Origin of the sequence: Silvimonas soli (assembly GCF_030035605.1) — a bacterium.
Classification (GTDB): Bacteria; Pseudomonadota; Gammaproteobacteria; order Burkholderiales; family Chitinibacteraceae; genus Silvimonas; species Silvimonas soli.
This window is the reverse complement of sequence record NZ_CP106736.1, coordinates 344,252-363,664: the sequence shown is the minus strand read 5'-3', so window position 1 is coordinate 363,664 and position 19,413 is coordinate 344,252. Positions and strand designations below refer to the sequence as shown.

Here is a 19,413-nt window from a genome sequence, read left to right as displayed (position 1 = left end):
TTTATTTGCCAATCCCGCCCCGTGCGGGTTTTTTTATGCGTGGACCCATGGAACTGATCGGATACAAGAAAGGTGGTGGTGGCGGCTCTACGCCAACAGAAGCCCGCGACAGCCTGCGCAGCATTTCGTATGCGCGGGTGCTGGACCTGTTGTCTGAGGGCGAAATCGGCGGGCTGGTCGATGGCGGGCGCAGCATCATCCTCGACGGCACACCGTTGCAGAATTCGGACGGCAGCTACAACTTTCAAAACGTCAAAGTGGATACGCGTGTCGGTACCCAGGACCAGGGCTATATCGCGGGCTTTCCTGCTGTGGAAAGCGAATACGCGCTCGGTGTTGAACTGAAGTCAGATCAGGACTGGTCGCGTTTGGTAAACCGTCCGACGCTGTCGGCATTACGTCTGCGCCTGACCGTGCCGCAATTGCAGCAGACCAATACGTCCAACGGCAATATCACTGGTTACCGGATCGAGTATGCGATAGACCTATCCACCGACGGTGCCGCGTTTCAGAACGTGTTCAGGGGCGCTTTCGATGGCAAGACCACGACCACCTACACCCGCAGCCACCGCATTGATTTGCCCAAAGCCAAAACTGGCTGGCAGTTGCGGGTACACCGGATCACGCCCAACAAGAACAGCGCAACCATTGCCGATCGCGTGACCATAGAATCGCTAACCGAAGTCATCGATGCCAAGTTGCGTTACCCGAACTCGGCGGTGGTCGGTATACAGATCGATGCCAGCCAGTTTTCCAGCATCCCGACGCGTGCTTACGACTGCTATCTGCGCCTGATCAGAGTGCCGGACAACTACGACCCGCGCACCCGTACGTACGTGGGTATCTGGAAAGGCAATTTCAAAATTGCGTGGACTGATAACCCCGCGTGGATTTACTACGACCTGGTATTGCACCAGCGTTACGGTCTGGGTGACCGCATCAACGCGACCCAGATCGACAAATTCCAGCTGTATCGTATTGCACAGTATTGCGATGAACTGGTGCCCGATGGCAAGGGCGGTACTGAACCGCGCTTTGCCTGCAACGTGTACCTGCAAACACAGGAACAGGCCTACAAGGTGCTGCAAGACCTGGCCAGCATTTTCCGGGGCGTGTCTTACTGGGCGTCGGGCCAGGTGGTGGTGGCAGCGGATGCGCCGGCCGACACCGCGTATCTGTATACCCCGGCCAATATTATCGACGGCAAGTTTACCTACGCGGGGAGCCCGCTCAGTACGCGTTACACCACGGCCATGGTCAGCTGGTGCGATCAGTCTGATATGGGGCGCCAGAAAGTCGAATACGTGGAAGACCCGGAGGGTATCGCCCGATACGGCATCAACAAGGCGGACATCACCGCGTTTGGCTGTACCAGCCAAAGCCAGGCGCAGCGCGCTGGGCAATGGGCTTTGATCAGCAGTCGGCTGGAAACTGGCACTGTGTCGTTTTCTGTGGGGCTGGACGGCGCCATCTGCCTGCCGGGCCAGATCGTGGCCATTGCCGACCCGCATCGCGCCGGGCGCCGCAATGGTGGCCGTATCAGGGCGGTAGCAGGCAAGGCCATCACACTGGACAAGGCACCGGTGGTGCGTGCAGGTGATCTGCTGTCGGTGGTATTGCCGACCGCCGTCATTGAATCGCGCGAGGTGTTGAGCGTGGACGGTGACACGGTGACGGTGAAAACTGCGTTTTCAACACCGCCCATCCCCGAGTCCGTCTGGTTGCTGGACAGCGCTGAACTGGCGCCGCAATTGTTCCGTGTGATGAACGTCAAAATGCGGGACAAAGACGGCCTGATCTTTGATATCACAGGCACCCAGCACGAGCCGGGCAAGTTTGGCGCGGTGGATTACGGTACGCGGATCGATGTACGACCGATCACCGTGATTCCGCCAAGCGTCCAGCCACCGCCCGCCAACGTGCGCCTGACCACGTTCAGCATGATCAACCAGGGCATTGCGTTGACATCACTGAATATCGCCTGGGATGCCGCTCAAGGTGCTATCGCCTACGTGGTGGAATGGCGCAGGGATAATGGCGACTGGGTCACAGCAGGGCGCACGGGCGGGCTGGGTGTGGATATCCAGGGTATTTACGCGGGTGCCTATGTGGCGCGGGTGCGGGCGATCAACCCATTGGAAGTCGCCTCGGTACCGGCGTACTCCATGGAAACACAGCTGCAGGGCAAAACCACGCCACCACCCGTCGTGACCATGTTGAAACCCACCGCGCTGCCCATGGCCATCAGGCTGGACTGGGGTTTTCCGAGTGGCCCGCTGGACGTGGAGCGGACTGAAATCTGGTACAGCACCAGCAACGACCGGGCCAACGCCATCAAGCTGGCCGACCTGGCTTACCCGCAGAACACCTATACGCAGATGGGTTTGGCTGCAGCAGTGGACTTCTGGTATTGGGCAAGGCTGATCGACAAGTCGGGGAATATAGGGGCGTGGTACCCCGACGGGCAAGGCGTACATGGGCGTAGCAGTAGCGACGCGACCGAAATTCTGGCGTACCTCGGTGGCCAGATCGGGGAAACGCAACTGGCCAAGTCGATGCTGGACAAGATCGACAGCGGCGCGGGTGCCACTGTGAAGGTGGACCAGCTGGCCAGCGACGTCGCGGCGCAATGGTCAGTCAAAGTGGGAATGACCGCCAACGGCCAATACTACTTTGGCGGCCTGGGCCTGGGCATCGAGAACAATGCGGGGGTGGTTACCAGTCAGGTTCTGGTCATGGCAAGTCGATTTGCGGTGATCAACGACTACAACAATGGCGTTACACCGGCCTTTGTTGTGCAGGGTGGCCAGACCATTATCAATGACGCGGTGATCGGGAGGATATCGGCGAACAAGATTGATGCGGGCTCGCTGTCGGCGATTACCTCAAACCTTGGCGATATCACGGCGGGGGTGATTCATAACGCGGACTGGTCGATTGGCATGAATCTGAACGCGGGGCCGAACGATTACGCGCTCTGGGCGCCAGGGTTCTGGTTCAAACCGGATGGATCGGGCTACATGGCGCGGGGCCGACTGGGTGGTGCCGTTGCAGCTGCAAGTGGCAACTCTGTCCAAGGGTTCAGCATTCCATCTGGCGGCGGTAGCGTCGTGTTCAGAATCGACACTGGAGTGGATATCGATACGAATAGCCCGGAAACCGTGATGCCGTATTTCGCGGTGGTCACTACGCCCGATCCGCAAATGGCGCAATTCCAGATTGAGGCCAGTGTTGTACTGCGCCGAAACGTGGCTGGCGCCTCGGTTTACCGCGTGTGCATTGTGGTAACGCTCACATTTGACAAGCAGTTTTACGGCACGGGTCGCGGCTTCTCTTGGGTGCTCTATCGGTCCTGACCACTTCTACAGTCAAAATCGGCAGCCCCGCATTCGCGGGTTTTTTTTATGGAGGGTTCCGCGTGGATAACAACATTCGCCAGCTGGCGGGCATGGTGCTGGCTGGTGCCGCTGGGTCGGCCCTGGGCGTATGGCTTAACCGCAAAGGCATGACCGAATGGCCGGAACGGGCAGGGGCGTTTGCTGGCGGCTTCTGTGCCAGCTATTACCTCACGCCCATGATTATGCGGCTCGCCCATGAAGACAACGACGAACGCGCCTTCGCTTTCATGATTGGCGCCTTCGGCATGACCGTGACCACTGCATTGTGGCGCCTGATCGCCAATTCCGACTGGTTTGACCTGTTCAGAACAGCGCTGTTTTCCAAACTGGGTATCAGCACAAAGGAGGATGAAAAGTGATTTATTCCTGGATCAACTCTATCGCCTGCATGGTGATTTGCCTGGCGGCAATGTGGCGCGCCATGTCACCGCGCTATCGGCACGAAGGCGTGCTGGTAAAGTTACTTTGCAGCTGGATCGGTCTTTGCGCCGCACTTGTGGCACTGGGTCCGGCGTACAACTACAAATCGCCACCCGTAGTGGAAATGCTGCTCAACATCTCGCTGGCCATCGCCGCGACGTGGGTGGTTTACGTGCGCCTGCATCTGCCGGAAAACGCCAGCCCGCCGCCCGCGTCGCCCCCGATCTGACAAACACCCAGTACCCGATCAAAGCCAGCCCAGTGCTGGCTTTTGCTTTTTGGAGGATTCATGAACTACAAAAACACCGTATTTGACTGGCCGCTGGATAGCAACATCATTCGGCGCGGTCTGAACGCCAACACCTTCGGCATGGTGCGCCATGACGCCAACGGCCCACGCGCGCATCAAGGCTGGGATTTCTTCGCTCCTACCGGCACACCGGTTTACGCCGTCGCTGATGGCACTGTGGTCTTCGCGGGTAATCGGGGCGACTTCGGTTTGCTGATCGTGATCGAGCACCCAGGAACGGGCATCTACTCCGCCTATGCCCACCTCTCGCGCATCGACCGGGACCGGGGAAGGGCGGTTCACTTGGGTGATCAGATTGGCCTGTCAGGCTGCAGCGGCAATGCGGCAGGGATGACTGGCCCGGACCAGCATCTGCACTTCGAGATTCGGACACAAGCGCTACCGGGCTTGGGCTTGGCAGGGCGGATTAGCCCGTTGCAAGTGTTTGGGATTTGCCCAATGTGCAGACCAGACCTTCGCGGCGCTTGAAAAGCGGCAACTGTTTTGGCTGCGGATTATATGCAAGACGATCAGCCGGTCTAATCCCCTGCAAGCACTGAGGGAACCGGCATGTGCCTTTAGTTGGTCAGCAACGCAGTTGGCTGCAATAAAAGGGGGACATCTTTTGTGTTGGATTCATAGATGACGATCCCTGCGCTAGTTAAGCGATCTACCTCAATGCGCGACCGATTTTTGCGGTTCAGTGCTTTCGTCTCCTGCGCGTCCAGCAGTACCAAGCGGTAGTTTTCGGAAATATACCGAAGCAAATCTTCGTCCGTGGCACCTGCGGTTACGCGCTCAATGACGGTTAGTGCAAACGCTCGCTGCGGCAGGACATGCTCAATGAACACGTTCTCACCACGCTGTATGGCCTCGTGTGCGCCGACGCTACGCTCGGCGCCCGGATGTTTTTTAAAGCTATTGATGTGACCTAGGTAGGGATATTTCACGCGGCGAGCAAGTGTGTCGAGAATGCGCTCTACGGAATGGATTGCCCCGCCGTTGTCGGTAAAGCCTGCAGCGATAGATTCATTTCGTGCAGCGATAAAGTGCCTCAACGGCGGCAAAAGCGTTTCTGGGCTGTATTTTCCCGTCATCTATTGGCGTTCCTGGATTATATGGTCAGACGGGTCAGTCTGGACGTCGAGGCAATTGCTAGACCGAACCGACACCCTTGAACTGATATGTCTTTTTTCCCTGACCCTTGAGAGACAGCGACCGGTGCGAGTGCGCTAACACCTGCACCGGTCACCCAACACACTGACAGAACCAGTGAGCCGGGCCGAGGCCATCTGCCACCTAGCTAGAGGCGGGCCAAAGCCTACACAAACCAGGCTTACTCATGCAAGAAGTCCGATGTGCTTCCTGCGGCAAACTGCTCTGCCGTGGCATTTATACCCAGATTGAAATCAAGTGCCCGCGCTGCCGGGCCATGAATGTTCTGAGGACCGTGAGTCCCCAACCCGAGCGCCGCGAGCGCCAGATTCAGGAGTAATGCGATGGCAAAACCCATCATTCCCTGGCTGGGCGGCAAACGGCGTCTGGCTGACAAAATCATTCCGCTTTTCCCGCCGCACGACTGCTATGTCGAAGCCTTCGCCGGGGGTGCGGCGCTGTTCTTCATGCGCCCAATACGAGCCAAGTGCGAAGTCATCAACGACATTAACGGCGAGCTGGTGAACCTGTACCGTGTGGTGCAATGGCACCTTGAAGAATTCGTCCGGCAATTCAAATGGGCACTGTCGTCTCGGCAGGTATTTGGCTGGGTGCAGGAAACCCGCCCTGAAACCCTGACCGATATCCAACGTGCAGCTCGTTTCTTTTATCTGCAGCAACACGCCTTTGGCGGCAAGGTCGATGGTCAGTCCTACGGCACAGCCACCACGGCACCAATGATCAATTTGCTGCGCATCGAGGAGAACCTGAGTCAAGCGCACCTGCAGCTTTCAGGGGTAAATATCGAAAACCTACCCTGGCGCGATATCGTTGAACGCTACGACAGGCCGCACACGCTGTTTTATCTCGATCCGCCGTACTGGGAAACGGAGGGGTACGGCTTTGACTGGAGCTTTGCCGAATATGAATACATGGCGGATTTCATGCGCCGCTGCCAGGGCAAGGTGATCGTCAGCATCAACGACCATCCGGAGATCCGTGAGGTATTCCATGGCCTGTGGCTGTGTGAAGCGGACATTCGCTACAGCATCGGCAATGCGCGGGACAAAGACGTGCGTCCGGCGGCGGGGGAATTGGTTATCGCCAATTTTGAGCCGACCGCGAGCCATGGACTATTTTCTTGAGGGGGAGGTCTTCGGCTGGAAAAAAAGACGCCGACCCTTTCGGATCGGCGCTCAGTTTTGAAGTTAGACGTATGAGCAACCACGCAACTGTGGTCGCACAGCCAAGGTAATCACCCGTTCAGGTGCATACCTTGCTGGCGGTCAATTCACGGTGATATCCAGACGCTTGCCCAATTTCTGCAATGCGACTTCAACCAACTCAATCTTTGACGAATGTTTGAGGTCTAACAGGCGGTCCACCTGAGGCATGTGGATATCCATACGCCGGGCCAGTTCACTTTTCTTGACGCCTTGGCGCAGCATCTCGTTTGCCAAAAAGACTTTCGCGGTGACCAGAACGGGCAGGGTGACCGTGCGGTGATCCCTGCCGATTTTCGATGGCATGGGGATCTGGCGTTTTTCATCAAAGTAGATATCCAGCGCCGCTTCCAGTGCTTCGAGCGCGCTGGCCAGCGCCTGCGGTTCATCATCACCCACGGTGATGGCCTCCGGGATATCCGGGAACGTCACCAGGAAGGTGTCGTTATCATCGCGTGTCAGCGATACGGGGTATGTGAGCATTGTTCTCGCCTCGTCGTGTTTCGTATGGTGATGCTGAAAACCAGCCAGTGGTAGCGGTTTTCTGAAGAGAGCTATATCTGAGCAGGTTCCGGGGAGGGAAGCAGCCAGTGGCTGCCTCCCTTTCACTTGACCCCGAGTTGTTTCTTGATGGCTTGAACCAGTCCCGTACCTATTTCTTTTGAACCGTGATCCGGGAAGATCGTTGTTTTGCCATTCAGAGTAACCCGGTAGTGACTGCTGCCTGCTCGGTGCTTTTCAAACGTTGCGCCTTGCTGCTTGAGCCACTTGCGGAACTCGCTGTATTTCATAGCTCTCCTCGTTTGTTCGTGTGAAGAGAGTATGCAACATATATGTTGTGTTTTGCAAGAAGTAAACACAACAATTATGTTGCGCCTCGTCAAAATGGACGAACTTGCAATTTACCGACCTTCGGCGTTCGCAGCGCGGCGTCACTTGAGGACCAGAATGCAATTCTAGGCTTCTACTATGGCTGGGCCAGTTGCCTCAGGGGGAACAACAAGCCACTCTGGCTCATTCAGAAGATTTGGAGCCAAGCCAAGGCCAATTAGGGAACTTCGCTTTTCGCGTAACGCGCTGAGAAAACGAAATTGCCTCGCACGGCTAATAGATGTATTCCAGAGAAGAATGACAAGTTCAGCGTGCCTATTGACAAATTCGCGCAAGTTGTTCGGGCCACAGTAAGCGCCCCCATACTCCATAGGCGAAGTTAGCATATGCAAAAAACTGTCGCAGTCTAGGTGTGCGTACTCGTGGTTTTTCATTGCATGAATCTGATCTAATAATTGACCCTTGTATTTGTCAAAAAATAACGGGCTTGCAGTCGATTGAAATAGGGGACGCATTTCGTTTTCACGGCCTCTATTTTCAGCTAAACGAGTCATCTCGTAAGGGGTCGATATTTTCTTTAAAAGCTCATCGATAACTCTTTGCTCTATCGAATCAATGATTGGGGTAAATATCGTTTTAGCTATTTGGCTTTCGTTTTGATCGTAAGATGCAAAGTTACCAAACGCCACCGATAGGTAAATTGCGCAGGCGGAGTCCACGAACTTACTAAATTTAATTAGGCAAGAAACTTCCTTTTCCCTTAATTCTTTTTCTTTTTCATTGGCTCGAAAATGACACCATCTCGCTGCGCAGCCTTTTAGTTGCAGCCATGTCTCCCTCGTGACCTCTTCATTCACTTCGCAGCACTTGTCGGAACAAAAGAAAGATTGCTCTAACAAAACCAAGGCATCCATAGCTTCTTGGATAATATTGGTATGTTCGTTGCGATCAGGTTCGTCGGCTGCTTTCTCCAAAATATTAGCGTAGTAAGTGCCAATTGTTTTGGCGAATTCGATTTCGACCTGTTCTTTAGTTCGATCGGTTGAGTCAATTCGAGCCAAGATAAATGTCTCGATTTTCTTATAATCCTTATCTGATCTCCAAGCTGTAATGAAATCCTCGAATTCTCCCCATGTAATGTTTGGCGGGTTGTAAAAAAAGGAAATAAGATAAGCGATCATCGACGAATTTATGCGATTCTCAATATTCATCCATAGGGGCGCTAGTGCGGAAACTTTGGCTTCTGTGCTCGCAAGTTGAGGATTTAATTTGACCAATTTGGCCATTAGCTCTTTTACGAACTCGTCTGTCTTCTTTGGCTCAAGGCGAGCCCATCTAAACCAATCCTGTTCCAAGCCGTTGGACTCGAATTTTTTCTCCGATTGAATTAGGGCGGCAAGCGAAGGGGCTTCAATCTGAATAATTGAAAATAAAACAATTATGTCAAAATTAAGCTCACCACTTTTATGTCTTCTGATTTCACCGCTCATGCTTGAAATGGTTCTTACAAGCAATTTTAATCGCCTAGGATTGGTCGGAAGAACGTTGGCGTACGCCTTTACGGTTTCAGCGGGAACTAGCGGACAAAGAGTGCTGAATAAATATATCGCGTGATTTAGAACTTGATCTTTGGTTGGATTGGAAAAATACACTTGGAAATCGATTATCTTTTCAAGAAAATCATTGTCCTTAGCCTTCCATGCCGGATTGTGGTTGTGTAGTGCCGCTGATACAACATCTTTGTCGAAAGCGAGCAAAAAAGAAAACCCTGGCATATCTAACAATTCACGCAAACTCAACAAGAGTCCCGGGAGTAGCTCCGGTGCAGTTCTATCGAGGTCATCGACAACGACAATGACTCGCTTATCGGTTTTCGGGATTTTAACGGTATTCGCGGACGAGAAAATACCAATCTTCGCGCAAAACTTCATTAAATTTCTGGTTATGAATTTTGCGCCAGGGGCGTGACCGGTTAGTTGGGCAGCTTCGCCAAATATTTTTACGACAAGTGATATTGGCTTGAAGTAAAGTCTTGCCCAGTATTTAATCTGTGTCCAACACCCTACATTCATTCCTGACTGCTTCAATCCATCTATTGTTGCCTTTGCAAGGGATCGCCACATTTCGCCGTCTGTTTTGGCGCTCCATGGTGTGAATTGAATGATTATATTTTTTTTGGCTTTCTGTTGTTCTATTACAAGGTTGAGTAAGGACGTTTTACCAGACCCCCAAGGGCCGTAGACGCCAATTCGCGTCGCCCATTCTGGCGGAGAGTATTCGACCATTTTTGATATTGAAGTAGCCAAACTCCAGCGCTCATACCAATCCTGCTCTTTTTTCGTGATCGGGGCATTGTGCGAATTTTCGGGATTGGAGGCTGCAGCTGGTGCGTTTGTCGTCATGGCTATTTTTGTCTTCGGCTGATTAGTTCGAGTGAAATGGTCACTTATTGTCGGTCTTTTGTCCACGTGGTGCCTTCGGCCCCGGCTCCGCATACATATCTTCTGCCGGGTAAAGCTTCAAGAATGTCCGCGCAATCTCGGGGTCGCGGCACGTAAGCCACGCCTCATAATCTTCCGGCCTAATGATCACCAAGCCGCGCTTTTCATCTTGCGGCTCATGCATGCGCCCGAGGATCGCGTGGCCATCAGCATTTACGGTGATTTGCGTGAATGAATAAGACTCCATGCCGTTATCGTCGCGCCAGGCACGCATCAACCCGGCCACGGCAAATGGCTTGCGGTCGATCACGCCAATGCGCCACCGCACCGGCTTGCCGGTTTCATAGCAAAATTCGTAGTAACACCGCATGGGGACCAGGCACAGCTGACAACGCTGCCATGCGCTTTTGTAGCTGGGCTTTATGCCGATGGTTTCTGCGCGGGCATTCAAGGTAAGGTATTTCTTGCCCGGTGGTTGCCGTGCCTTGGGGATCATCCCGTACGATGCGAAAAGCACTTGCCGACCGTCACCGCGATTCACGATGATGGGTGACCAGTAGTCCGAATAGGCTGTGTTTTCAATGTTTGGCGGTGGCATCGTAAAACCGACGCCAAACAGGGCCAGAACGTCACGCTCACTTATCGTATCGTATTGAGTGCACATCGCTTATCGATCCACATCGGACAATGTCACTAGCATAGCCGGTTTGCTGTCAGTTTTGATCCAGGTCGACATTGGCAAAGGCGTTACTGATGCTGGCCAGCGCAGCGGCTGCGTCGGTACCCAGATCATCCAGCCGAAGGAACTCCACTCCCTGAACCACCCGCATCCGCCCAGCCTCATAGTTCTCCGCCGTGTGGGCGATCACATCACGCACTTCTTCCAGCGAACCGAACGAACCCGCATCGATCCAGCGGACAATGGCCTCGCACATATCGATGCGCCCAGCCAGGAAGATCAATTTTTCTGCAGTAGGGCGCAAATTCAGCGAATCGATATTCATAATCTATCCCCAAACGTATGAGACAACTGACGCCTAGCGACCTTCGCCCGGAGCTGGTGGCGGCCGTTTAGCCAGCGGCAAAATCAATTCGGACTCATTTTTGTCGAGATTATTTACGTCTGGACCAACCTCCCAGGAAACAAACTCGCTGGCTGGCAGACCGTTCAATAGCAACGGCTCAACCCAATGCATCGGCGTGCGCGGATCCAGCCACTTCTTGGCGTCGTCACGTCCCAGCACCAACGGGCGCTTTGCTTGGGGCTCAACTATGCCGCCAAGCGCATCTAGCGTGATCAGCACCAGGCCACAATCATCAGTCCATCCACAGGTGTGCAAATAGCCCGTGATGCCTGCCACGTAAATCGGGTCGCCATTCGCAGCTGTGATGTAGTGGGGGCGACGTGTCCCATTGACGCGCAGCCACTCGTACCAGCCATCAATGGGCACGATACATCTCCGTTCGCCCAGCCACAGGCGCCGGTAATAGAGCTTCTTCATTACCGTAGCGGCGTTTGCATTGATCGTGCGCGGCAGATCGAGCCGCTTGCCAGCCCAGTCGGGCCGATAACCCCACCGCATAGTATGTATCTCTGGTTCAAGTGCGTGATTGAGCCGATGCATCGTATAAATACCGCGCCCTGGCGCGCTGTTGTAGTGCGCCATTGGCGAGCTGGCGAATGGCATCACAGACGCCCTGCGGTCGGCGTCTGGCGGCAGCCAGCCTATGTCGATAGCGAACTCGCGCGGATTCCGAAGTTGTGTAATGCGTTCGCACATGACTGTACTGCTGCGCAAATGTGGAAAGCTATAAGTGTAGAACGAACGTTCTATGTGCGTAAATTACAACTGATCAGCGTCGGCTTCGGGATAGGATGGAGTTCGCACCAGTGGACGGCTCGCGGGAATCTGAAAGACAATACCCGCCACCCTTGAGGTGGCGCTATGTATGGGCTTCGCACTCATAAGGGGGAAACCGGCCCCTCGGATGCTCACGGTTTTTTGGTATATTTTTGGTATAACAATTATTTCGTTAATAAATTGTTAGTTTAAAAATAATGGGTTATTTGGCGTATGTGGAATTCAAGATGCTGTCGTTAATCGTCGTGCTGGCCGCCTATCTGATTGGTTCGCTGTCATTTGCCGTGATCGTCTCCCGGGCAATGGGGCTGGCCGATCCGCGCTCATATGGTTCGGGCAATCCTGGCGCAACCAACGTGCTGCGTTCGGGCAACAAAAAGGCCGCCGCACTCACTTTGCTGGGTGATGCCTTCAAAGGTTGGCTGGCGGTCGTTGTCGCTCAGATTTTGGCGCACTTCTGGCACTTGGCTGATGAGACTATCGCGGCAGCGGCGGTTGCGGTCGCTGTGGGGCATATGTGGCCGGTGTTTTTCCGGTTTGTGGGTGGCAAAGGTGTGGCCACTGCGGGCGGGATTTTACTGGCTCTTGACTGGCCCGTCGGGCTGATTACTCTGTTGATCTGGCTGGTCCTGGCCAAGGGTTTCAAGATTTCGTCACTGGCCGCATTGATTGCTGCCGTTGTTGCGCCGCTGCTGACCTGGTGGTTTATCCCTGAGCGCGTGTATTTATATGCGGTGCTGATCATTTCGGTGCTGCTGATCGCACGGCATCATCAGAACATCCGCAAGCTGCTGCAGGGGAGCGAGAGCAAAATCAGCGGCAAGGATGAGATGAGTTCGTGAATGAGCGATGGCCCTCTGCACTAAGGGTCTCGCCGATTGGTTCGTCGATGGAGTAATAAAAAATCCCCCGGATCTGCTGACAGATAACGGGGGATTTATTTGTGAGGCTGAGCTTTTTCAACCTTGCTTGGTGTGATCGCGCACGATCCGGGCTTTTTCTCTGACCCATTCGCGCTCTTTCTCGGTCTGGCGTTTGTCGTGCTGCTTCTTGCCCTTGGCCAGGCCGATATCCAGCTTGATATAGCCATGCGCAAAGTGCATGTTCAAGGCCGCTACGGTATAACCCGAGCGATCGACCTTTTCCGCCCACTTGGCGATCTCGTTGCGTTTGAGCAGCAATTTGCGCAGGCGCACCGGGTCCGCATAGGTGTGCGTTGAAGTGGAGACCAGCGGCGAGATGTGCGCACCCATCAAATAAAAGTCGCCGTTAATATAGGTGACGTAAGACTCTTTCAGCGCGACACGACCCGCCCGAATGGCTTTGACTTCCCAGCCTTCCAGTTGCAGGCCAGCTTCCAGCCGGTCTTCGATAAAATATTCGTGAAACGCTTTGCGGTTATCAACAATCGTCATTTCTTTTGCCATCTGGCTCATCGTCCGAACAATGATTGTACCGGGTGGCGCATTTTTCGAGGTATCACTGTGCGAATTTGTTTACTTTATTGCGGCGGTACGTTGGGAATGCGCCCTGGTAACGCCGGGCTGGAGCCAGCACCTGGCTTTCTCAGTGAAGTGTTGCAGGCCAGTTATCCAGCAGTAGAGGTGATCGAATATTCGCCATTGCTTGACTCCAGCGATATGGGACCGGCCGACTGGAATCGCATAGCCAGCGACATTGCGCAGCGTGCCGGTGAGTTCGACGGGTTCGTCGTTCTACACGGTACCGACACCATGGCCTGGACCTCTTCGGCCCTGTCTTTCATGCTGGCGGGTCTGAATAAGCCCGTGATCGTCACCGGTGCCCAACATCCGTGGGAAGAGCAGGGCAGCGATGCGCCGGACAACGTTGAGGCCGCCATTGAACTGGTCATGGGCGGCGCGTACCGCGGTGTGGGAGTGGTTTTTGCTGGTCAACTATTTCAAGGTAATCGGGTTCGCAAAAGCGATTGTGAAGCTGATGCCGCTTTTTCCAGTCCGAATTTGCCAGTGGCAGGGCGCCGTTTTGGTTCTGGCTGGGCTTTAGTTGGCGCTGAAACGACAAACAGTTCGTGGCAAGGGTTGCAATTGGTCGCAGCCGACGCCCGAGTGGTACGCGCCACGCTCGGCCCCGGTCACAGTTCAATCTGGCTGGCACAGTCATTGTTGGCACAACCCTTGGATGGCGTGGTGCTGGAAACGTATGGCAGCGGTAATGTTCCTGCCCATCCTGAGCTGACGCATGCTTTGGAAGCCTTGGCCCAATCGACTGTTGTGGTGAATTGTACGCAATGTGTTTTTGGTGCGGTGCAGATGGGGTTGTATGCGTCTAGCCAATCTTTAGTGGCCGCTGGCGTGCTGGCGGCGGGGGATATGACGCCAGAAGCAGCGCTGGCCAAGTTGTATTGGGCGGCTGGTCGCACCCAGCAACTTGCTGAACGCCGCCAATTGTTTATGCAAAATATCGCCGGTGAACGAACGCAAAAGTAGCCGTGCCAGATTGTCCATGCTAGTATCGCTGCCTGTTCTCGATGGCGGGTCTCCCCGCATGGCTAGAAGGTGAACTTGGTCAGGTCCGGAAGGAAGCAGCCACAGCTTTTGATGCCAGTGCCGGGGGTCGGGCTCGCCACCCCTCCCTTTTGTTTGTCTCGTAGTACCCCGTTTTCCCCTCCTGTTCTCCGACGTTCCTCCGATTGTCCTCAGTGTTGCCTTGGCCCCTTTTTGCCTGACCCATTCGAAATACAGTACACATTTCCCTGCTTTTGTCTGCCTGATATTTCTCATTTATGCCATGTGATTAGTACCCTGGAATCGTTGACGTGTATCAACATGGCATATTCGGCGAGAGCGCAATATTCGTTTCGCAAGCTGATGCTTCGTGTATCTCCAGTGGAATTTCCGCCGCGCTAGTCGCGGCGTTTTTTTTGCTGCTACTCATTGCCTTGTCAGCCTTCGGCGCCAAATGCATAATGCGCCATCCAGTAGCTGGTTCTGTCCATGAAGGCTTTCTTCGACCTCTTCCCGGTCATCTTCTTCTTCCTCGCATTTTTCTTCACCCAGCACGACCCGGCGCATGCTGTCGCGTGGGCAAGTCATGTTCCCCTGCTGTCGCACGTGCTGGCCGAAGCGCAAGCATCGGTACCGCCCAAGACGCCCGATCAAATCGCAATGCTGATCGCCACAGCGGTGACCATGGTGGCCAGCGTGATCCAGCTGGTATTTTCGTGGCTGAAGTGGCGCAAAATCGATGCCATGCTGATCGTCAGCTTTGTACTGATTATCGTGCTGGGCGGGGCAACGCTGTATTTTGATAATCCAGACATCATCAAGTACAAGCCTACTGGTCTGTACTGGATTTTTGCCTTGGTCTTGTTGCTGTCTCAGTGGTTTCGCGGTCAAAACCTCATCAAGACCATGATGGGCAAACAAATGATGCTGCCCGAATCCATCTGGTCGGTATTGAACAACGTCTGGGTTGTGTTCTTCATTAGCATGGGCGTGGTCAATATCATTGTCGCCCGGCTCTATAGTTACTCTGTCTGGGTCAACTTCAAACTGTTTGGAACGTTAGGATTGACGGTGGTTTTTGTAGTGGCCCAAGGCCTGCTGCTGAGCCGTTATGTCATTGACGATGCTAATCCCGCCAGTAACCCACCGTCGGATCAGGACAAATAACCATGCCGCTTTATGCGATTATCGGAACCGATGTTGCGGACAGCTTGTCAGCTCGTATGGCTAGTCGGCCTGCGCATCTGGCGCGTCTGGACCTACTTAAGGCAGAAGGGCGCCTGGTACTTGCTGGGCCCTTTCCAGCGATTGATTCAGTAGATCCTGGCCCGGCTGGATTCAGCGGCAGCCTGATTGTGGCCGAGTTTGAATCTTTAACCGCGGCGCAAACCTGGGCAGAAGCTGACCCTTATCGCGCTGCTGGCGTTTATGCAGAAGTGTCTGTGAAACCCTTCAAACATGTGCTTCCATGAGCTCTGGTATGATTAGCATGGAAGATGAATTGCGTCAGAGACTGGCGTCGTTAGAACCTGAAACCGTAATCGTGCACGACGACAGTGCTGCTCATGCGGGCCATGCTGGCGCGCAAGGTGGTGCTCACTTTGATGTCACGATTGTGGCGCAGGCCTTTGCGGGATTGGGTAAAGTGGCCCGACATCGCAAGGTGTATGCTTTGGTGGCAGATTTGATGCCGGCGCGCATTCACGCGCTCAGTATCAAGGCGCTGACCCCGGAAGAGCTCTGAGAACGGGGAGACTCGTTCCTGGAATATAATTTCAAGTTGTATGCATTGACCTCGATAACACTCAAAGGAATCACGTAATGCGTTCTACCAAGCACCTTATTTTTGCCGTGATCGGCGCGATGATTTCCGCTTCGGTTATGGCCGATGCAAGCGTTGCTACCGTGAACGGTGTGGCCATCCCGCAAAGCAAGATGGACATGATCGTAAAGCAACTGGCTGAACGTGGTCAGAAAGACTCGCCGGAACTGCGTGACCGTATCAAGCAACAGCTGATCAACAACGAAGTGATCTATCAAGATGCCGTGAAGAAGGGCACTGACAAGAGCGCAGACGTGCAAGCTCAGCTGGATGCAGCCAAGCAACAGATCGTGATCGGCGCATACGTGAACAACTACGTAAAAAACAATCCGGTTTCTGATGCTGATGCACAGAAAGAATATGACACCGTGAAGGCTCAGAATGCAGGCAAGGAATACCATGCCCACCACATTCTGGTGAAAACAGAAGCTGAAGCCAACGACATCATCGCCCAACTGAAAAAGGGCAAGAAGTTTGATGATCTGGCCAAGGCTAAATCTGTCGACACTGGCAGCGGTGCAAACGGTGGCGATCTGGGTTGGGCTAGCCCGAACAACTACGTGCCAGAGTTTTCTGCCGCGATGACCAAGCTGACCAAGGGCCAGATCACTCAAACCCCAGTCAAGACCCAGTTCGGTTATCACGTCATCAAGCTGGATGATGTGCGCGATGCGAAATTCCCTTCTTTCGCTGAAGCGAAGGGCGAAATCTCGCAGCAAATCCAACGCCAACGCGTACAAAAGATGGTTGATGATCTGCGTGGCAAGGCAACTGTGCAGTAATAGTTCTGATCTTGCTCCGGTTGCGCGTGTAGCCAGAACGGGAAACAAAAAACGCCATGCAAATGCATGGCGTTTTTTGTTGGTGCGCGGCCCTGCGAGGTTGCGCTTAGAGCTTGCTGGTCAGTTCCGGCAATAGCGTAAACAGATCGCCAACCAGGCCGTAGTCGGCAGACTGGAAGATCGGCGCATCCGGATCCTGGTTGATCGCCACCACCGTACCACTATCCTTCATACCTGCCAGGTGCTGTACGGCGCCAGAAATCCCCACCGCGAAATATAGCTTCGGTGCTACCACCACGCCGGTTTGACCAACCTGCCAGTCGTTTGGTGCATAGCCTTCATCCACCGCAGCGCGCGAGGCACCGATGGCGGCATCCAGCTTGTCGGCCAGAGGTGTTAGCAGTGCATGAAACTGTTCGGCACTGCCCAGCGCACGACCACCTGAGACAACGGTTCTGGCAGTTGCCAGCTCTGGGCCATTGCTTGCGGTTTGCTCGCTCGATACCCAAGTCGATAAACGTTGATGTTCTGCTTCAACTTGCCAGGCAATCTCCTCAATAGGCGCCGCGGTGGCTTGCAAACTGCGGTCGGCAAAAGCGGTAGGACGCACGCTCAAAATCCGTACTGCATCGGTAGTTTGCACGGTGGCCAGCACATTACCTGCATAGATGGCGCGTACAAACGTATCTGCAGATTCAATCTTCAGCACGTCCGACACCATGCCAATGTCCAGCAACGCGGCAACACGCGGCAACACATTGCGTGAAAATGTGCCCGATGCCGCTACGATGGCTTGATATGTTCCGGCCAGGTTGGCAATGAGCGGCGCCAATCGCTCAGCTTGCGCGTGGCCTAGCGCTTCGGCATCCACGTGGAGCACTTTGGTAACGTCGGCAATATTGGCGGCTTCGTCGGCAACACTGCCGGCGCCAAAGCCCGCGACCAGTACATGAATGTCGCTACCCAGTTGCGCCGCTGCTGACGCTGCATGGCGTGTAGTGGCGCGCAGTTGCTGGTTGTCATGTTCGGCAATCAATAAAATACTCATGGCAATACCTTTGCTTCATTGCGCAAGCGATCAATCAGTTCGTCCACGGTTTTTACCACCACACCCGCTTTGCGCGACGGCGGCTCGGCCACCTTTAATTTGATGACCCGGGCGGCGACTTCGAGGCCCAACTCCGCAGGCGTCAACGTTTCAACGGGTTTCTTGCGAGCCAGCATCAGATTGGGCAATTTCACGTAGCGTGGTTCATTCAGCCGCAAATCGGTGGTGACCAATGCGGGCAGGGGCAGGGTGAGGGTTTCCTGGCCGCCATCCACTTCGCGTATCACGGTGATCTGCTTGTCCTGAATCTGGATTTGCGATGCGGCAACGGCTTGCCCGACGTGCAATAACGCTGCCAGCATCGGCCCGGTTTGCGCGGCATCGTCATCAATGGCCTGTTTGCCCAGCAATAACAGAGCGGGCTTTTCACGTTCGGCCACTGCCCGCAGTAATTTGGCTACGGCCAGCGAATCCAGAACTTGGGTGGTATCGATCAGGATTGCCCGATCGACGCCCATGGCCAAGGCATGGCGCAAGGTATCCTGGCTTGCGGCTGGACCCACGGAAACGGCCACAATCTCGGTTGCCATGCCTTTTTCCTTCAGGCGCACGGCTTCCTCCACTGCGATTTCATCGAAGGGATTCATGCTCATTTTGGCTGCGCCGATATCCACATCAGAGCCATCCGCCTTGATGCGGACTTTCACATTCGGGTCGACGGTGCGTTTTACCGCTACGAGAATTTTCATCGTTATTCCTTATTCAGAGCACGCCAGCGCGCCTGGGCTGGTAGCGGCTTACCAAAGTTGTTCTACAGCCATGTGGCCGGGGGCGCTGCGCCGGGCCAGGGTAAATCCGCGCTCACCCAGCAGCTTGCGGGTTTCCTCGACCATATCCGGATTGCCGCAAATCATGATGCGCGAGCGGTCTTGATCCAGCGGTATGCCGGTGAATGCTTCCAGACCGCCGTTTTCCAGCAAGGTGGTGATGCGGGTGTTGAGCGCGCCGGGCATGTCTTCACGCGTCACGATGGGCACGTAGTGCAGCTTGTGGGCAAATTCGCTGTAAAACTCGTTGGTAGCAAAGCCGCGAATAATGTCTTCATAGGCGAGTTCGGCGCGCTCACGCACGCTTTGCACCAGAATCAGCCGATCATATTCTTCCCACGCGCTGAAATCGTAGAGGATGGACAAAAACGGCGCGAGGCCAGTGCCGGTGGCAAGCATCCACAAATCTTTGCCGTGCTCAAACCGGTCACGGGTCAGAAAGCCGTAGGCAGTTTTATCTACATAGATAGTGTCGCCCACCTGCAAACGGGTGAGTTCGCTGGTGAACTCACCGCCAGGCACCACGATCGAGAGAAACTCAAGGTGCTCGTCATAGTCGGCGGACAGGATCGAATAGGCCCGCCAGACAATTTTTCCATTCTTTTCAACGCCCAGCCGGGCAAACTGCCCCGGCGTAAATTTGAAACTCGCACCGCGTGTCGTGCGCAGCGTGAACAGGTTGGGTGTCCACGTGTGGAGGTGGGTGATCGTTTCTGCTGTGTATTTTTCGCTAGCGGACATGATCTTTATTCCTGCTGGTTATCTGGATTCCTATCTTAAAGATGGGTACAATATCTGTAAATTTGAATTATTTAATAAAATATATTCG

General features: G+C 54.4%; 23 protein-coding genes and 1 other RNA gene. 13 read left to right on the top strand and 11 right to left on the bottom strand.

Annotated features, from left to right (window positions below):
• Nucleotides 1-47: 47 nt before the first annotated feature.
• From N7220_RS01585 to N7220_RS01570, 4 genes are all read left to right on the top strand, one after another.
• Nucleotides 48-3,356, top strand: a complete 3,309-nt coding sequence (locus tag N7220_RS01585) for a TipJ family phage tail tip protein (RefSeq protein WP_283149721.1) — start codon at nucleotides 48-50, stop codon at nucleotides 3,354-3,356.
• A 62-nt stretch (nucleotides 3,357-3,418) separates the two neighbouring features.
• Nucleotides 3,419-3,757 (top strand): hypothetical protein, encoded by a 339-nt coding sequence (locus tag N7220_RS01580; RefSeq protein ID WP_283149720.1) that lies wholly within the window; start codon nucleotides 3,419-3,421, stop codon nucleotides 3,755-3,757.
• Nucleotides 3,754-4,047 carry a hypothetical protein gene (locus N7220_RS01575; protein WP_283149719.1) on the top strand — a complete coding sequence of 98 codons (294 nt, stop codon included), beginning with the start codon at nucleotides 3,754-3,756 and terminating at the stop codon, nucleotides 4,045-4,047. Before N7220_RS01580 ends, N7220_RS01575 begins: the two co-directional genes overlap by 4 nt.
• Before the next feature lie 60 nt (nucleotides 4,048-4,107).
• A complete protein-coding gene (locus tag N7220_RS01570; protein ID WP_283149718.1) occupies nucleotides 4,108-4,596 on the top strand; it encodes a M23 family metallopeptidase in 489 nt (162 codons plus the stop codon).
• An 89-nt stretch (nucleotides 4,597-4,685) separates the two neighbouring features.
• On the opposite strand, the gene N7220_RS01565 is transcribed toward N7220_RS01570, so the two are convergent.
• The gene (locus N7220_RS01565; RefSeq protein ID WP_283149717.1) at nucleotides 4,686-5,204 is read right to left on the bottom strand and encodes a hypothetical protein; all 519 of its coding nucleotides are present in this window, start codon (nucleotides 5,202-5,204) and stop codon (nucleotides 4,686-4,688) included.
• Nucleotides 5,205-5,449: 245 nt separating this feature from the next.
• Between N7220_RS01565 and N7220_RS20735 the strand changes: the two genes are divergently transcribed.
• Together N7220_RS20735 and N7220_RS01560 are read left to right on the top strand one after the other, a co-directional pair.
• Entirely contained in the window at nucleotides 5,450-5,602 is a 153-nt protein-coding gene (locus N7220_RS20735; RefSeq protein WP_390901543.1) for a Com family DNA-binding transcriptional regulator, read from the top strand.
• A gap of 4 nt (nucleotides 5,603-5,606) precedes the next feature.
• Complete coding sequence (locus tag N7220_RS01560; RefSeq protein ID WP_283149716.1) at nucleotides 5,607-6,407, top strand: DNA adenine methylase; 801 nt, start codon at nucleotides 5,607-5,609, stop codon at nucleotides 6,405-6,407.
• Between the two features lie 141 nt (nucleotides 6,408-6,548).
• Here N7220_RS01560 and N7220_RS01555 read toward each other — a convergent pair whose 3' ends face one another.
• The 6 genes from N7220_RS01555 to N7220_RS01530 form a co-directional block, all read right to left on the bottom strand.
• A complete protein-coding gene (locus N7220_RS01555; protein ID WP_283149715.1) occupies nucleotides 6,549-6,968 on the bottom strand; it encodes a type II toxin-antitoxin system HicB family antitoxin in 420 nt (139 codons plus the stop codon).
• A 122-nt stretch (nucleotides 6,969-7,090) separates the two neighbouring features.
• Nucleotides 7,091-7,276 carry a type II toxin-antitoxin system HicA family toxin gene (locus N7220_RS01550; protein WP_283149714.1) on the bottom strand — a complete coding sequence of 62 codons (186 nt, stop codon included), beginning with the start codon at nucleotides 7,274-7,276 and terminating at the stop codon, nucleotides 7,091-7,093.
• Nucleotides 7,277-7,441: 165 nt separating this feature from the next.
• Nucleotides 7,442-9,718 carry a KAP family P-loop NTPase fold protein gene (locus N7220_RS01545; RefSeq protein WP_283149713.1) on the bottom strand — a complete coding sequence of 759 codons (2,277 nt, stop codon included), beginning with the start codon at nucleotides 9,716-9,718 and terminating at the stop codon, nucleotides 7,442-7,444.
• A gap of 40 nt (nucleotides 9,719-9,758) precedes the next feature.
• A complete protein-coding gene (locus tag N7220_RS01540; protein WP_283149712.1) occupies nucleotides 9,759-10,421 on the bottom strand; it encodes an SOS response-associated peptidase in 663 nt (220 codons plus the stop codon).
• Nucleotides 10,422-10,470: 49 nt separating this feature from the next.
• A complete protein-coding gene (locus N7220_RS01535; RefSeq protein WP_283149711.1) occupies nucleotides 10,471-10,761 on the bottom strand; it encodes a hypothetical protein in 291 nt (96 codons plus the stop codon).
• A gap of 33 nt (nucleotides 10,762-10,794) precedes the next feature.
• Nucleotides 10,795-11,538 carry an SOS response-associated peptidase gene (locus tag N7220_RS01530; protein WP_283149710.1) on the bottom strand — a complete coding sequence of 248 codons (744 nt, stop codon included), beginning with the start codon at nucleotides 11,536-11,538 and terminating at the stop codon, nucleotides 10,795-10,797.
• A 308-nt stretch (nucleotides 11,539-11,846) separates the two neighbouring features.
• Here N7220_RS01530 and plsY point away from each other — a divergent pair, with 308 nt between their 5' ends.
• The gene (gene plsY / locus N7220_RS01525) at nucleotides 11,847-12,461 is read left to right on the top strand and encodes a glycerol-3-phosphate 1-O-acyltransferase PlsY (protein ID WP_283149709.1); all 615 of its coding nucleotides are present in this window, start codon (nucleotides 11,847-11,849) and stop codon (nucleotides 12,459-12,461) included.
• Nucleotides 12,462-12,578: 117 nt separating this feature from the next.
• On the opposite strand, the gene smpB is transcribed toward plsY, so the two are convergent.
• Nucleotides 12,579-13,034 (bottom strand): SsrA-binding protein SmpB, encoded by a 456-nt coding sequence (smpB, locus tag N7220_RS01520; RefSeq protein ID WP_283149708.1) that lies wholly within the window; start codon nucleotides 13,032-13,034, stop codon nucleotides 12,579-12,581.
• Here smpB and N7220_RS01515 point away from each other — a divergent pair.
• From N7220_RS01515 to N7220_RS01490, 6 genes are all read left to right on the top strand, one after another.
• Nucleotides 13,002-14,087 (top strand): asparaginase, encoded by a 1,086-nt coding sequence (locus tag N7220_RS01515; RefSeq protein ID WP_283149707.1) that lies wholly within the window; start codon nucleotides 13,002-13,004, stop codon nucleotides 14,085-14,087. The genes smpB and N7220_RS01515 overlap by 33 nt on opposite strands.
• Nucleotides 14,088-14,130: 43 nt before the next feature.
• An RNA gene (gene ffs / locus N7220_RS01510) (signal recognition particle sRNA small type) lies at nucleotides 14,131-14,228 on the top strand.
• A 366-nt stretch (nucleotides 14,229-14,594) separates the two neighbouring features.
• Nucleotides 14,595-15,272 (top strand): septation protein A, encoded by a 678-nt coding sequence (locus tag N7220_RS01505; RefSeq protein ID WP_283149706.1) that lies wholly within the window; start codon nucleotides 14,595-14,597, stop codon nucleotides 15,270-15,272.
• A gap of 2 nt (nucleotides 15,273-15,274) precedes the next feature.
• Nucleotides 15,275-15,577, top strand: coding sequence for a YciI family protein (locus N7220_RS01500; RefSeq protein WP_283149705.1), 303 nt, complete (start codon nucleotides 15,275-15,277; stop codon nucleotides 15,575-15,577).
• An 8-nt stretch (nucleotides 15,578-15,585) separates the two neighbouring features.
• A complete protein-coding gene (locus tag N7220_RS01495; RefSeq protein ID WP_283149704.1) occupies nucleotides 15,586-15,849 on the top strand; it encodes a BolA family protein in 264 nt (87 codons plus the stop codon).
• Between the two features lie 77 nt (nucleotides 15,850-15,926).
• Entirely contained in the window at nucleotides 15,927-16,709 is a 783-nt protein-coding gene (locus N7220_RS01490) for a peptidylprolyl isomerase (RefSeq protein ID WP_283149703.1), read from the top strand.
• A gap of 106 nt (nucleotides 16,710-16,815) precedes the next feature.
• Here N7220_RS01490 and N7220_RS01485 read toward each other — a convergent pair whose 3' ends face one another.
• The 3 genes from N7220_RS01485 to N7220_RS01475 are packed head-to-tail and all read right to left on the bottom strand — an operon-like array spanning nucleotide 16,816 to nucleotide 19,325.
• Nucleotides 16,816-17,757 carry an electron transfer flavoprotein subunit alpha/FixB family protein gene (locus N7220_RS01485; RefSeq protein ID WP_283149702.1) on the bottom strand — a complete coding sequence of 314 codons (942 nt, stop codon included), beginning with the start codon at nucleotides 17,755-17,757 and terminating at the stop codon, nucleotides 16,816-16,818.
• Complete coding sequence (locus N7220_RS01480) at nucleotides 17,754-18,506, bottom strand: electron transfer flavoprotein subunit beta/FixA family protein (RefSeq protein ID WP_283149701.1); 753 nt, start codon at nucleotides 18,504-18,506, stop codon at nucleotides 17,754-17,756. The genes N7220_RS01485 and N7220_RS01480 overlap by 4 nt, the downstream gene beginning before the upstream one ends.
• A gap of 48 nt (nucleotides 18,507-18,554) precedes the next feature.
• Complete coding sequence (locus N7220_RS01475) at nucleotides 18,555-19,325, bottom strand: ferredoxin--NADP reductase (protein WP_283149700.1); 771 nt, start codon at nucleotides 19,323-19,325, stop codon at nucleotides 18,555-18,557.
• Nucleotides 19,326-19,413: the final 88 nt, after the last annotated feature.